Origin of the sequence: Streptomyces sp. NPDC058371 (assembly GCF_042723265.1) — a bacterium.
In the GTDB taxonomy this organism is placed as follows: Bacteria; Actinomycetota; Actinomycetes; order Streptomycetales; family Streptomycetaceae; genus Streptomyces.
On record NZ_JBHXJC010000022.1, the window covers coordinates 1 to 13197 of the forward strand.

Below are 13197 nucleotides of genomic sequence, written 5' to 3' on the forward strand. Positions count from 1 at the left end.
GCGACACTCGGGCCTTCGGCCTGCACAGCCTCAGCCCACGGCACGAAAACGGCCCACCAACTCCATCGGCGGACCGTCACGAAACTTCGAGGCTAAAGTCTGTGGACATGTGCTGGTCACAGCCCGCTCGTTGAGGACTGCGACCAGTACGGTCGTTTCCTAGCGGACGTCAAGCTGCCTGCGGGGGCCGCCCACGGCTCAGCCGGAGCACCCCGAATCGCCTCCAGAGACCGACTCCAACTGACTAGAACCGACTCGAACCGCGGAGCGTCGCCCCACTGCCCGGCTGTGTTCACGAAAGGCAGTGGCTTCTTCCCCTGCACGGCAGCGAGGTGAGTCCTGGTGGTCAGTCCGCCTCGGGACGATCGGTTCCCGTGGCTGCCGGCTCGACGGTGATGCCACCGAGGGGCGTTGACGGCCCGCTGGGTCGGACGTGGCCTGCAATCCTGCCGTGGCGAGCCCAGTTGGTTCGATCACTTCGGCCCTCATCGAAGAGATCGCGTTATTCGACAGCCCAGCCGAGACTGGTGACAGATCCGCCAATCCGTTGGAGCGAACATGGCCAGAGAACGTCTTTCCGCACACATCAGTCTCGGCTCAAAGTCTCGACGCATCATGCGCAGACTGGCCACCGTGGGCGCAGGAGCCGCGATCACGATGGTTCTGCCGCTGAGCACGCCGGCCAGCGCTTCGGCACAGGCTTCTCAGTGGTTCCAGAACCAGGCGACCGGGAAGTGCATCGACGACCGTGGCGTCAATGGGCACTATGCCGCGGATTGTGAGCCGGCCACGCTTCACATCATGTGGGATGTGCACGTCTACAACGATGGCACGCGACAACTGAAGAGTGCGATGAGTGGACAGTGCATAGATGACAGTGAACACGGGCTGCGCATGTACGCCTGTAACAACGGGATATTTCAGAGCTGGTATGTCCGCAAATGGAATGATGGGACACTTGAGTTCAAGAATCAGGCAACGGGCAAGTGTCTGGATGACAGCGAGTTCGGCCTGCGTACGTACCCGTGCAATTCGTCGAAGTTCCAGAGCTGGTTCTGACGGGGTTGCTCAGCTTGCACTCGGGGACCGGCGCGGTCACCACATTCGTTTACCGGGCCTGTGACATGCCGGATTGGCTGTCGGCGTGACTCAGATATGGGTTCGCGCTTGACGGCATGACACGGGCTGCCATGACGGGATGACCCCAGGCGCCGAAATCTTGGGCCGCACGGACGGGGGAGGCGGTGGCCTGCTCGCGTACCGCCTTGCCCAGGCCCGGATCCCGCGATCGCGCCGCCCCTTCCGCCGTACCGGCATCACCGGGCAGGACGAACCTGCCACAGCAGATCGCTTCGGGGATCCCACTGCGGTCGGCGTCCAGGTTTGCCAGGCCGTGCAGCGCGGCCTCGGTGATCACGCGAGGGAGAGTGCCTCGTCGAATGCCCCGACGAGCAACAGCAATCCAACTCCCAGACCCATCCCAATCCGCGAAGCATCCACCGATGAGTTCTCGACGCGGAAGAGGTCTACACGGTTATGACTACGCAGCTACTGCTCGAGACCCCCGAAGCCGATCTTGTCTACGACATCCACGGCCCGCTGCCGACCGCGGATGGGCACCCACCACTGGTCATGATCGGCCAGCCAATGGACGCCAGCGGCTTCCGCGTGTTGACGTCGCACTTCCCTGACCGCACCGTGGTCACCTACGACCCGCGCGGCCTCGGCCGCAGCACCCGCAAGGACGGCCGGGTCGACCATGCGCCCGGAACCCAGGCCGGCGACGTGCACGCCATCATCGAGGCGCTCGGCGCTGGTCCTGTCGAGATGTTCGCAAGCAGCGGCGGCGCGGTCACCGCGCTCGCCCTGGTGACGGCGTTCCCCGATGACGTGACGACCCTGGTGGCGCACGAGCCGCCGATCATTCCGTTGCTTCCCGACGCCCAGGCCGCTGAGCGCGCCCGGGCCGACGTCCGGGACGCGTACGAGGCCAAGGGCTCGGGCGCGGGCTTCGCGGCCTTCATCATGATGGCGTCGTGGCAGGGCGAATTCACGGATGACTACTTCGCCCAGCCCGCTCCGGATCCCGCCGAGTTCGGGATGCCGACCGAGGACGACGGCTCCCGCGACGACCCGCTGCTCTCCGACCGGTCCTGGGCAGTCAGCAGCTACCGGCCCGACGCCGCCGCGCTGATCGCCGCGCGCACGCGGGTGGTGATCGCAGTGGGCGAAGAGTCCCTGGACAACATCACTGGACGCACCTCAGTGGCGGCGGCCAAGCTGCTCGATCGTCAACCGACGATTTTCCCGAGCCACCACAGCGGTTTCATGGGCGGCGAGCACGGCTACGCCGGGCAGCCTGAAGCCTTCGCGCGCAGGCTGCGCGAGGTCCTCGACGCTGCCGGCTGACGGTCGCCCCTGTCCTCGCTACTCGCTCGGTGTTCGTCCGATTCCCGGTGCTCGGATGCGGCTCACTGACGACCTTGGGGTGGGGTTTGCCCCGTGTGGTTGGGCCAGTCAGCCGGATACCGGGTCAGCCGGAGCCCGCGCGACCCTGCACTACGACGGCTCGGTCGGTGACCGCAGGCTGCGGCGCCTTCCGGCACTGCCCGCCAAATGCACCGAGGGCGCTCCGACGGGAGCGCGTGCGACCTTCGACGTCTTCTGGCAGACGTGCGAGGAGAACTATCCCTTCTTCGAAGCCAAGAAGATCGACTGGCGGGCAGTCAGGGATCGTTACCGTCCGAGGGTCTACGAAGGGATGCCGGACAACGAATTCTTCGCCGTTCTACGGGAGATGGTGCTGCCGCTGTACGACGCGCATGCGGGTATCGACGCCGGTGACACAGGGGGCTTCGGGCAGAGCCGCCCCGGCACCGTGGTCCCCGGCCCCGGACTTGACCAGCAGTCGCAGGGCTTCGTTGAGCGGCACGACCTCGCAGGGATGCGACTGCAGACCTTCGCGAGAGGTCGCATCGGCTACGCCCAGTTGCCGGACGGCACCGGCTACCTGCGGATCTCCGGCATCGGCGGATACGACGCCAACGGCCCCACCGGCTGCGGGCGGTGTGGCGAGTTGAGTCGGTCGGGTCGTTGCGTGCCCGCTTGGCGTAGGCCACGTACGGGCGGCCGGTCAGGCGTTCGGCGACCTGCAGCCGAGTACCTCACGCCATCGGGCAAGACCTTCGACGGCGAGGGCATCCCTCCTGACATCCGCACAGGCAACTTCCCTGAGGTGATCGCCAAGGGCACCCACGACTCCGCGTTCTCACAGGCTCTGGAGGTGCTGCGGCGCCACGCCGAGTAGTGCCCTTCTCCCCACCATGCATCTGTGGTTTCCGTTGCCTCACAAGGATGCTGAGCGATCCGATGGGCTCAGGCGACAACGCGCGCCGTCATGTCCCCGGCCGTCACCTCCGCCCGCCGAACTGCCAGATGTGAACCTCGATGTCGGCGTACCGGTCCGCGGTCAAGATCGCGCGGGCCGTGTCCGGGTCGGGCGCCCGGACCAACGCAGCTGTGCCCAGCCAGGTTTCGCCGTTGTCGGACAGCAGTGGTCCGTAGGCGATCAGCTCGTCCCGGTCGGCCGGCACTGTGAGGTCGGCGGCCCGTCCCGCGCCGAGGCCGAGCACCAGGTACCGGTTGCCGTCGCTCGGGCCACCGGGGAATTCCCACATGGTGCGCCCGAGCATGTTGCGCCACCGGCGCAGCAACACGTCCCGGTAGGCGCCGGCCTGGTAGTTGGGCTCGTCGAAGGCGAACGCGCGGGCGGCGCCGGGATCCGGCAGGTCGACGATGTGCACGCTTCCGCTGAGGGTGTCGCCGTCGTCGGCGAAGGTCGGGCCCCGGGCGATCATCTCCTTCGCGTACCGGTCCATGTAGGACCAGTGTTCTTCGAGCAGGTCGTGGCGCAGCCGTCCGGAGTCGGGCCGGTCGCGGTGATAGCAGAGGAACTCCATGTTCAAAGGATCTCTTCAAGGAGGCGACTCGTCGAGCGGGTTCCACTGCGATCACTGCTCGGCAGCCTTGTGCACAAGGAAGCGTCGCTTGGACTCCCCTTCCCGCTGAGGGACCTGTGTCACGGCCCGCTTCGCGGATGTGGCTCCGGCTCGCTCGTTTCAAGCGGATCGGCTCGGTCAGCCGCATGCGGCGTGCTCACGTGTACGAGGATCCGGCGACGGACGTCCTCGAGCAGGTTGCGCATTGCTGTGCGGAAGACCTCGGCCTGATGGTCACCGAGGAACGAGGTGTGTCCGAACACCTCCAGGACGACGAGGCCATGCAGGTGTCCCCACGCGCTCAGCAGGAGAGCCGTCGCGGGGGCTGGCAGATTCCCAAGGCCGTAGTGGGGCAGCTGTTCCAGGTATGCGCGGAGTGAGGGCGACAGCGCGGGGGCGTCGGCCGCGGCAAGTTGTGCCGCGGTGAACCCGCCGAACATCTCGCGCTCGAAGATCGAGCTCATCCGGCGGGTCGCCCGGGTAGTCGGGCCTTCGGCGGGTGCCGCGTAGTCCCTCAGCGGCGTTCCGTAGAGCAGCTGGAAGAGCTCGGGATGGGCGATGGCCCATCGGCGGTAGCCCTCGGCCGCGACGACCAGACGCGGCAGGGCCGAGTCGTCCGCCGCGGTGTCGACGGCGGCTTGCACAGCGTCGGCCAAGTCGTCGTATGCCTTGGTGACGAGCGCCGTGACGAGGGCGTTGCGGCTCGGAAAGTAGTGGTAGAGCGCCTGCACGGTCATTCCGAGGCTGCGGGCGACCGCTCGCAGGGACAGGGCGGCGGGCCCGTGCTCTGTGATGTGGCGCTCGGCGGCGTCGAGGATCTCTTGCGTGGCGGCGGCCCGGCGTCGCTCGCGCAGGGAGGTCGGGGCCATGGCGTGTTCCTCTACGGGAATGCAGCGGCCGTACGACGGTCGCCGCTGTGAACCACCCGGAGACTGCGCGGGTGTCTGAAAAATCTAACACTGCCAAATCTTCTGCCGTCTCACTAACGTCGTTCACGGCGACGAAGAGTGCGACACGCACCTGCTTCTGACGGGGTGAAGGGACTCCGCGGAGCACCGCGCCGGCCCGCTTGCGGGTCAACTGCGGCCGTTTCGCGTCGCTTTCACCGTAAGGAAACCAAAGGAGATCGTGCGTGTTTGAACGCATAGCCGACCTGGCGATTCGCCGGTCCAAGTTGGTACTCATCGTCGCCGTTGTGGCTGTGACCCTCATGGGTGTCCTGGGAGCCGGCGCGTTCGGCAAGTTGCTGGGAGGCGGCTACGACGACCCCGCCTCCCAGTCCACCCGGGCCGCGGAGGCCATCGATGAGAAGTTCGGCGGCGAGACGAACCTGGTCCTGCTGGTCCGTGTCTCCGAAGGCCGCATCGACGCCCCGGTCGCCCAGCAGAGCGGTCGCGCCCTGGTGGCCGACCTCAAGGAGGAAAAGAACCTCGAGAACGTGATCTCGTACTGGGACACGGCCGGCCCCGACCTCCGCTCCAAGGACGGCCGCGAAGCCATGGTGCTCGCTCATGTGAAGGGCGACGACCTGGAGCGGGACGAGAACGCCAAGAGCGTCATCGACGCCTATACCGGACCGTACGAGGGCGCACTCACCGTCCAGGCCGGCGGCGCCGCCGCCGTGACCAGCGAGATGGGCACACAGTCGGGCGAAGATCTCGTCCTGGCCGAGTCCATCGCCGTGCCACTCACGCTCGTACTGCTCCTGCTCATCTTCGGCAGCCTGGTCGCAGCCCTGCTGCCGCTGGCGATCGGCACCATCGCCATCGCGGGCACGTTCGCGGAGCTCTTCGTCCTCGGCAGCGTCACCGATGTCTCGGTCTTCGCGATCAACCTGACCACAGCCCTGGGCCTCGGCCTCGGCATCGACTACGCCCTGCTCATGGTCAGCCGCTTCCGGGAGCAGCTCGCGGCAGGGGCGAGCGTGGACGACGCCGTCCGGCGGACGGTGAGCACCGCGGGCCGTACGGTTGCGTTCTCCGCCGCGACCGTGGCGGCCGCGCTCGCGGCACTCCTGGTGTTCCCGCAGTACTTCCTGCGCTCGTTCGGCTATGCCGGGGTCGGTGTCGTCGTCATCGCGGCCGTCAGCACCCTGTTCGTCATGCCGGCCCTGTTCGTCGTCCTGGGGCACCGGGTCAACAGCGGGCGGCTGCCGTGGGCGAAGCCTGGGCGCTCCGGAACCCGGGCACCCTTCTGGGGACGGCTGGCCGGTACCGTCATGCGGCGGCCCGCGCTCACCGCGCTGCCGGTGCTCGCGGTCCTGCTGCTGGCGGCGAGCCCGCTCCTCGGCATCACCTTCGGCACACCGGACGAACGCGTGCTGCCCGAGGACGCCGAGAGCCGACAGGTGTCGTCGGTACTGGGGGAGAAGTTCAACGGCAACGACGACGCGGCCCTCCACGTCGTCATCGACAACCCCGTGGGCAAGGCCCCACTGGAGTCGTACGCGGTCGAGCTGTCCGGGCTCAAGGGCGTCGTCCGCGTCGAGACCAGCACGGGAACCTACGCCGGCGGTCGGCCCACGGCGACCGACCCGGGCAACAGCGCCCTCGGCCGCCCCGACGCGCAGCAGATCAGCGTGGTGAGCACCCTGTCGCCGAAGTCGGACGCGGCCCAGAGCCTGGTCGACGAGGTGCGAGCGATCGCACCGCCCGCCAAGTCACACCCCCTGGTGGGCGGAGTCGCCGCCGAACTGGTCGACTCCAAGGACTCCATCGCCGGCCGCCTGCCGATCGCCGTCGGCCTGGTCGCCGTCACCACCTTCCTCCTCCTCTTCCTGTTCACCGGCAGCGTCGTGCAGCCGCTGCGTGCGCTGCTCCTCAACACGATCAGCCTGGGAGCCACTCTCGGCGTCATGACCTGGATCTTCCAGAACGGCAACCTCTCCTCCCTGCTCGGCTTCACAGCGCAGCCCATGGAGGTGTCCATGACCGTGCTGATGTTCTGCATCGCCTTCGGCCTCTCGATGGACTACGAGGTGTTCGTCACCAGCCGCATCAAAGAACTCCATGACCAGGGTGAGGACAACGAGTCCGCCGTCACCAACGGACTTGGGCACACGGGACGTATCGTCACCGCTGCCGCCTGCCTGCTCGCGGTGAGCTTCTTCGCCTTCGGGACGGCCGAGCTCAGCTTCATGCAGATGTTCGGCCTGGGCAGCGGACTGGCCATCCTCATCGACGCCGTCGCCGTACGCGGCATCCTCGTACCCGCCGCGATGCGCCTCCTCGGCCGCTCGGCCTGGTATGCCCCCGGCTTCCTGCGCAAGTTCCACGAGCGGTTCGGTCTCAGCGAAGGAGGCCCCGCGGCCGAGTCCGCAGCCGCGCCGGAGCTCGTTGCGGAGTCGCGTACGTGAAGAACTCGACGCAAGCCTGAGCGTGTCTCTTGACCTCCGTCCGCGTCGTACGGCGCAGACGGAGGTTCGGTGGCGTCCAACCGGCTGACGACCTGTCAGGAACTGCAGACCCTTCTCCGATAAGGCACCGCCTCCCGGTCACGCGGGAGGGGAGAGCTGTTCGCGCACCCATACAGGATCGGGGTTGACGTGGGGCTGGCCAGCCACGAATACGGTCGGCACAGTCTCATTGCCGTCGTTGGCCGCCCTCACCGTTGCTGCTCCAGCCTGATCGCGCCAGATGTCGACCCAATGCAACTGGCGGGCGGTACGGCCCAATCGGATGCGCAGGCGCAGGCAGTACATGCAGCCAGACCGCCAGAAGACGACCGGCCGACCGTCGACAGAGCTGCGGCGTTGCGCCTCCAGCGCACCGATTGACCTCGGGAAGATCAGAGGCGAGTTCACGCCTGCGAGCAGCACGAACAGCATCAGGAGTGCTGCGGCTGCACCGGTGCTCCCACTCAAGATCAGACCAGTCGCGACGACTGAGCCGCAGAGCACAAGCAGCATCGGCAAGATCCAAGCGCGCATCATGATGACGCAGGCTATCGGTGTGCAGAAATGCTCCTCGAACCAGGCCGGGCGTAACTCGATTTGGTGTTCCGGCGTCAGAAGCAGGCACTGACCGTGTGCTTCCACCTTCAGCGCCGCGGCCTGTGCACCGCGCGCAGGCCGGCCGCGGCCAGTACGGCCATCGCTGTGGTTGCCGTGGCGGCGATCGCGAAGCCGCCGTGTGCGCCGAAGGCATCCACTGCCCGGCCGGAGACCGCCGCCGCGCCGGCTGAGCCGGCCGCACTGGCGGAGTTCAGCCAGGTGAACGCCTGCGTCAGAACGGCCCGGTGGACGGCAGATTCGGCCAGCACCGAGAGAAGCACCAAGACGGGTGGAACCGCGGCACCGGTGAACACGATCACGGACCCCAGCGCCAGCGGTGAGCCGGCCGTGAGCAGCAGCAGACTGCCAAGGGCCAGTCCGGCTGTGGCCACTGCCAGCTGCGTCCGCGGCGCCGTACGCCATCGACGCAGTCCGTACAGCCATCCGGCCAGCAGGCCGCCGCAGTTCGATACCGCGAAGATCGGTGCGGCTGCGGCTGCCGCGTTGTGCTCGACCGCGAAGGCCGACACCGAGACCTGCACGGCGCCGAAGTACACGCCGATGGCAAGGTTGAGACCGACCAGTACCGCGAAGCCGGGCCGCAGCAGCGAGCGATCTGCCAGGGAGCGCTCGGCGGCGCCAGACGTCGACGGCGGCGGCGCGGTACGGCGTTGCGCGGCGAGGGACCCTCCACCGGCCACCACCAAGGCGGCCGCCAGTACGGTACCCAGCGCCGGATGCCCGCTCGCTGCGAGGACGCTGACCAGGGGCGGACCGGCCAGGTAGCCCAGCGCGTTGCCGAGCGACTCCAGCACGAAGGCACTGGGCAGTTTTGCCGGTCGCTCCTCGCGCAGCAGCGCCACCCAGCGGGCCGCGGACAACGCGCCCAGTTGTGGGATGGTGGCGCCGACCAGTACCCCGCCCACCGTCATGAGCACGCTCGGGCTGTCACCGGCCACCAGGACCAGCAGCGCGGTGACCGCTGCGGCGTGGGCGAGCAGCGTGGGCGGCAGCACCCGGGTCTGGCCGAAGCGGTCGATCAACCGGGCCAGTTGAGGCCCGACGAGGGCCTCGGCCACGGCGAAGCCGCCGCTCACCAAACCGGCCGAGGCATAGGAGCCAGTGCGGCCGTGCACCAGCCAGACAATGCCGAGGCTGGTCATCGCAATGCCGACGCGGCCACCGGTGGCGGTGAGGAAGAAAGCTGCGGCGCCGGGAGTGCGCAGCAGACTGCGGTAAGGCGCCGACGACACGGCGCGTCCCCTTCGCTGCCCGGCGGGGCGGACCATCCTGGGTCGTCGGCGCCCAAATCTACCGACCCGTGGTCATCGCCTGGAACCGTCCAGTGTTGGCGTGGAGCGGGGACACACACCCCACGCCGACTCCATCACCGGGCAGAAGTCTCTCGTACGGTTTCGTAGTTCCGGCTGGTCTCAGCCGTTCGCACCCGGCGAGCGTAGGCATCCGCAGCGGGTCATGTCCAGGCCCGATCGGCGTATCAGTCGCGCCGACGTCTGCGTTGCGGCCGTGTCATGTGGGGATGCCGACGCTTTGACTGCTCACCGGTCAAGCAGCGGCCTTCCCAGGCGTCACCTTCCACAACGACAGTCCGAAACGGACGAACGCACGCTCACGCGACAGGTCGGCCGCAGCCGCAGCCGCAGTCGCAGTCGTCGACGTGAAACGAGAACTGTTGTCGGACATCAGCCGCAACGTAGCGACCGGGCCATGACTCCCGGGGTAATCGACCATGCCCTCCGTTCCCGGCAGGATCAAGCACATCGACGGGAACCCCCGCCGGGAGCCGGCTGTAGCCGCGAGGAGAGTGCCATGTCCGTCAAAACCCCTGCCGCCACGGTGAGTTCAGCGACCAGCGCGATGTCCGTCGCCGAGGCCACCCGGGCCGTCGTCCAGGAGTTCCTTGCCGCCCGGGTGGCCGGGGACACGGGGAGCCTCGTCGCGCTCTTCGCCGACGAGGTCGACTGGCTGCTCGCTGAGAACCCCGCCGTCCCGTGGATCCGCCCGAGGTCCACCGCCGCCGAATGTGCGGCCCAGTTCACGGAGTTGATGGAGTACACCGTGCCCGAGGACGCGCGCGCCTCCGTCGACACCTTCCTGGTCGATGGCACCGACGCCGTCCTGATGGGGCACGTGTCGGGGACCGTACGCGCGACGGGAAAGCCCTTCGAGGGCCCGTTCGCTCTTCACCTCAGCGTCGGGGACGGTCGGATCACGCGGCACCACCTCTACGAGAACAGCCTGTCGATAGCCGAGGCCTGCGCCCCGTGAGCGGGCGGGCGGCCCGGAAGGGAGCCACAAGACCCAGGATCGAGGACACCGGTTCCCGTGCCCAGATCCAACGCCGTACTGGCGGCTGGGCTGTGGCCGGATCGCGGTCGATGCGGCGCTACACGTCCGCAGCAGTTGTCGGGCGTTGTGGAAGTCGTCGGCTGAGTGGCGCCGCTGCCGAAGGCTCTCCGGTCTACCGAAACTCGCAAGGCACTGCCCCCTGCCAGTGGGCGTGGGGGCGAGGTCGGTGACGCGGTGTTACCCACTTTCGAGTGAAGGGTCCGTGAGTGGCGAGGTGGCGCGGACTGGCGGATGAGGAGACCGGTCCAGGGCTGACGCGGTTGTGTGAGCGAGGGGACGTCAACCTGGTGCATTTACCCAGTAAATGGACTATGCAGGTAACTGTCACGGAAATGCGGGTGATCGGTAACGTCATTCACATTTCATGCACACAGGTCGGTCCGGTGCGGCAGATTGCGGGCTCTCGGCCAACGGGCCGGGACCCGCACAAAGCAGCACCCGCAGTGCTTGCACTGGCAGGGTCTGCGAGCTCTCGAAATGAGGGGCATTGATGTCTGCTTCCATGCCGGATACCGCCCGCCGTCTCCTCGCGACTGTCCTTGCGGCCGGCGCTCTCGTCGGCTCGGCGGCCGCGTCGGCCTCCGCAGACCAGGACCGGCGCCAGCACCGGCAGCAGGTGGAGATCAGCGGAGTGCAGTACGACTCGCCCGGGCATGACGACCGGAGCGGCCGCTCCCTGAACAACGAGTGGGTCGACATCCACAACACCTCGCGCAGGGCCGTCAATCTGAGCGGCTGGACCCTGTCGGAGGACAAGGACGGCAACACCTACACCTTCCGTCACTACCGCCTGGAGGGTCACGCGACCGTCCGTGTCCACACCGGTTTCGGCCGGAACTCCCACAGCGACCTCTTCCAGGGCCTCCGCAACTACGTATGGGACAACCGCTCCGACACCGCCACCCTGGCCAACGACCGCGGCCGGCTCGTCGACTCCCAGTCCTGGGGCCGCCACCACGGCGGCCACGACGACGGCCACGACGGCGGCCACCACGGTCACCACAACCGCTGAGCGGACACCTGCGCGCGCGTGTCAACATCAGCTCGTGGGCCGGGCGATGGCGGTCCGCTACGCCAGGCAACTGCCCGCCCCGTGACGAGCGGAATGGGCGCCCGCAGCAGGTAACTGATGGTGCGCACGGCCGGCTCAAGCCGACCGTGCGCACCATCCCCATATGGGAGCTCGAGCGCCGGCCAGGGGGGTCTCGCGGCGGGGGAGTGAGACGGTCCGGGGTCGGCGGGGATCGGCCCAAGTCAGGGGCGCAGCAGGTGTGAGGGGCGGTCGGCCAACTGCTTATTACACATGTCTGCCGGGCGGCCGTCCGGCAGCGCGATGTTCTTCCGACCAGTTGCAGTCCGCGCGCTGACGGTGCGGGCCCGCCGGCCGAAGGCGACGCGCTGCACGGAACCGTGCCGGTGGCGCTACGCTGCTGTGTCGTGCAGGAAACGCGCCTCGACATTGCGGGGATCCGGGCAGCTCGCCGAGTAATCGACCCGATTTTTCTCGACACTCCGCTGTATCGCTGCGAGGCGCTGGAACCCGACCTCGGGTGCACGGTGAGCGTCAAGCTCGAAACGGCGAACCCGGTGCGCAGCTTCAAGGCCCGCGGCACCGAGGTAGTCGCGAGTCTGCTTGCCGATGCCGGCTCGCGAGCCGTGGTGTGCGCCAGCGCGGGCAACCTTGGCCAAGCCCTCGCTTGGTCCGGTCGTCGCCGCGGGCTCGACGTCACCGTCGTGGCATCCCGTTTCGCGACCGTGGCCAAGCTTGATCGCATCCGTGCATTGGGCGCCAGACTTGAACTGGTGGACGGCGATCACGAGTTGGCTCGCGAGCGGGCTGCGGCCATCGCGCGGTACGAGGGCGTCCGGCTGGTCGAAGACAGCCTGGACATCGAGACATGCGAGGGTGCGGCGACCATCGGCCTGGAACTGGCGGACAGTGTGCCGTCGTTCGACGCCGTCCTGGTTGCTCTCGGAGGCGGAGCGCTGGCCACCGGGGTGGGTCATGCGGTGAAAGCCTTGGCTCCCGGAGTCGAGGTGATATGCGTCCAGCCGCTGGGCGCGCCGGCGATGACACACTCCTGGCGCCAACGGCGCGTCGTCACCACCGACTCGACCAACACCATCGCTGACGGCGTTGCCGGCCGACGCCCAATCCCGGCTGTCCTGGACGACCTCCTCCTGGTCGCCGACGACGCCGTGCTGGTCCAGGAGGCGTCGATCGTCGCGGGTATGCGGATACTCCTTGAGCACGCCGGCCTCGTCGTCGAACCGTCGGCCGCGCTCGGCATCGCAGCGATCCTCGAAGACCGTGACCGCTTCGCCGGCCGGCACGTAGTGACCATCCTGTGCGGCAGCAATGTCGATATGGACGCCTATCACCGCTGGGTCGGTGCGGCTCCCAGCCGCAGGTCTTGACGCCTGCTCGCAACCAGGCGCTATCGAACGGACCCGGTCCGCGATCGCTGCAGTGGCAGTGGTCTGGAAGAGAGGGAGCGGTGTACGGGCATCGCCTGCCGGCAGGGTGGTCACATCCACCGTGCCGGTCAGGAATCCCCCCAAGCGGCGCGTACGCCACCGGAGCCCCCAGCTGGCGCAGGCAGTCCGCGACGGTCCCCCTCGAGATCACGGGACCGGGTCGCGTACTCGCTCTGGACCGCGGTGATCGGGTGTACGGCAAGGGCACGCTGCAGTTGCCTGATCAACGGCGGTGTAGGGCAGGTGGGTTCCGGGCCGGCCAGGCATAGCAACGACGGGCACCTGCAACCGCGGTCACGTGGGCCGTTGGATTCCGGCACGCAGACAAGGAACACCTCGGCGTCCGGACACCGTTGCGTC

Annotated in this window: 12 protein-coding genes; 7 read left to right on the top strand and 5 right to left on the bottom strand. The window is 68.0% G+C overall.

Annotation, left to right across the window (positions count from 1 at the left end):
- Window positions 1-558: 558 nt before the first annotated feature.
- The gene (locus tag ACFWM2_RS37860; protein WP_383290086.1) at window positions 559-1059 is read left to right on the top strand and encodes an RICIN domain-containing protein; all 501 of its coding nucleotides are present in this window, start codon (window positions 559-561) and stop codon (window positions 1057-1059) included.
- A gap of 49 nt (window positions 1060-1108) precedes the next feature.
- On the opposite strand, the gene ACFWM2_RS37865 is transcribed toward ACFWM2_RS37860, so the two are convergent.
- Complete coding sequence (locus tag ACFWM2_RS37865) at window positions 1109-1417, bottom strand: hypothetical protein (RefSeq protein WP_383290089.1); 309 nt, start codon at window positions 1415-1417, stop codon at window positions 1109-1111.
- Between the two features lie 119 nt (window positions 1418-1536).
- Here ACFWM2_RS37865 and ACFWM2_RS37870 point away from each other — a divergent pair, with 119 nt between their 5' ends.
- Both ACFWM2_RS37870 and ACFWM2_RS37875 read left to right on the top strand, forming a co-directional pair.
- On the top strand, window positions 1537-2409 hold the full coding sequence (locus ACFWM2_RS37870) for an alpha/beta fold hydrolase (RefSeq protein ID WP_383290092.1): 873 nt from the start codon (window positions 1537-1539) through the stop codon (window positions 2407-2409).
- Window positions 2410-2464: 55 nt separating this feature from the next.
- On the top strand, window positions 2465-3307 hold the full coding sequence (locus tag ACFWM2_RS37875; protein ID WP_383290095.1) for a hypothetical protein: 843 nt from the start codon (window positions 2465-2467) through the stop codon (window positions 3305-3307).
- A gap of 103 nt (window positions 3308-3410) precedes the next feature.
- On the opposite strand, the gene ACFWM2_RS37880 is transcribed toward ACFWM2_RS37875, so the two are convergent.
- Window positions 3411-3959, bottom strand: a complete 549-nt coding sequence (locus tag ACFWM2_RS37880; RefSeq protein WP_383290098.1) for a YciI family protein — start codon at window positions 3957-3959, stop codon at window positions 3411-3413.
- A gap of 119 nt (window positions 3960-4078) precedes the next feature.
- Complete coding sequence (locus ACFWM2_RS37885) at window positions 4079-4867, bottom strand: TetR/AcrR family transcriptional regulator (protein WP_383290101.1); 789 nt, start codon at window positions 4865-4867, stop codon at window positions 4079-4081.
- 263 nt (window positions 4868-5130) lie between these two features.
- On the opposite strand from ACFWM2_RS37885, the gene ACFWM2_RS37890 reads away from it, so the two are divergent.
- Window positions 5131-7353, top strand: a complete 2223-nt coding sequence (locus tag ACFWM2_RS37890; RefSeq protein WP_383290104.1) for an MMPL family transporter — start codon at window positions 5131-5133, stop codon at window positions 7351-7353.
- Window positions 7354-7491: 138 nt separating this feature from the next.
- Here ACFWM2_RS37890 and ACFWM2_RS37895 read toward each other — a convergent pair whose 3' ends face one another.
- Window positions 7492-7929 (bottom strand): glutaredoxin domain-containing protein, encoded by a 438-nt coding sequence (locus ACFWM2_RS37895; protein ID WP_383290370.1) that lies wholly within the window; start codon window positions 7927-7929, stop codon window positions 7492-7494.
- 107 nt (window positions 7930-8036) lie between these two features.
- Window positions 8037-9242, bottom strand: coding sequence for an MFS transporter (locus tag ACFWM2_RS37900; RefSeq protein WP_383290107.1), 1206 nt, complete (start codon window positions 9240-9242; stop codon window positions 8037-8039).
- A 577-nt stretch (window positions 9243-9819) separates the two neighbouring features.
- Between ACFWM2_RS37900 and ACFWM2_RS37905 the strand changes: the two genes are divergently transcribed.
- The 3 genes from ACFWM2_RS37905 to ACFWM2_RS37915 all read left to right on the top strand — a co-directional run bounded on the left by ACFWM2_RS37905 (window position 9820) and on the right by ACFWM2_RS37915 (window position 12777).
- Window positions 9820-10278: a nuclear transport factor 2 family protein gene (locus ACFWM2_RS37905; protein ID WP_383290109.1), complete on the top strand. Its 459-nt coding sequence runs from the start codon at window positions 9820-9822 to the stop codon at window positions 10276-10278.
- Between the two features lie 571 nt (window positions 10279-10849).
- Complete coding sequence (locus tag ACFWM2_RS37910; RefSeq protein WP_383290112.1) at window positions 10850-11371, top strand: lamin tail domain-containing protein; 522 nt, start codon at window positions 10850-10852, stop codon at window positions 11369-11371.
- A gap of 425 nt (window positions 11372-11796) precedes the next feature.
- Complete coding sequence (locus tag ACFWM2_RS37915) at window positions 11797-12777, top strand: threonine/serine dehydratase (RefSeq protein ID WP_383290115.1); 981 nt, start codon at window positions 11797-11799, stop codon at window positions 12775-12777.
- Window positions 12778-13197 lie beyond the last annotated feature (420 nt).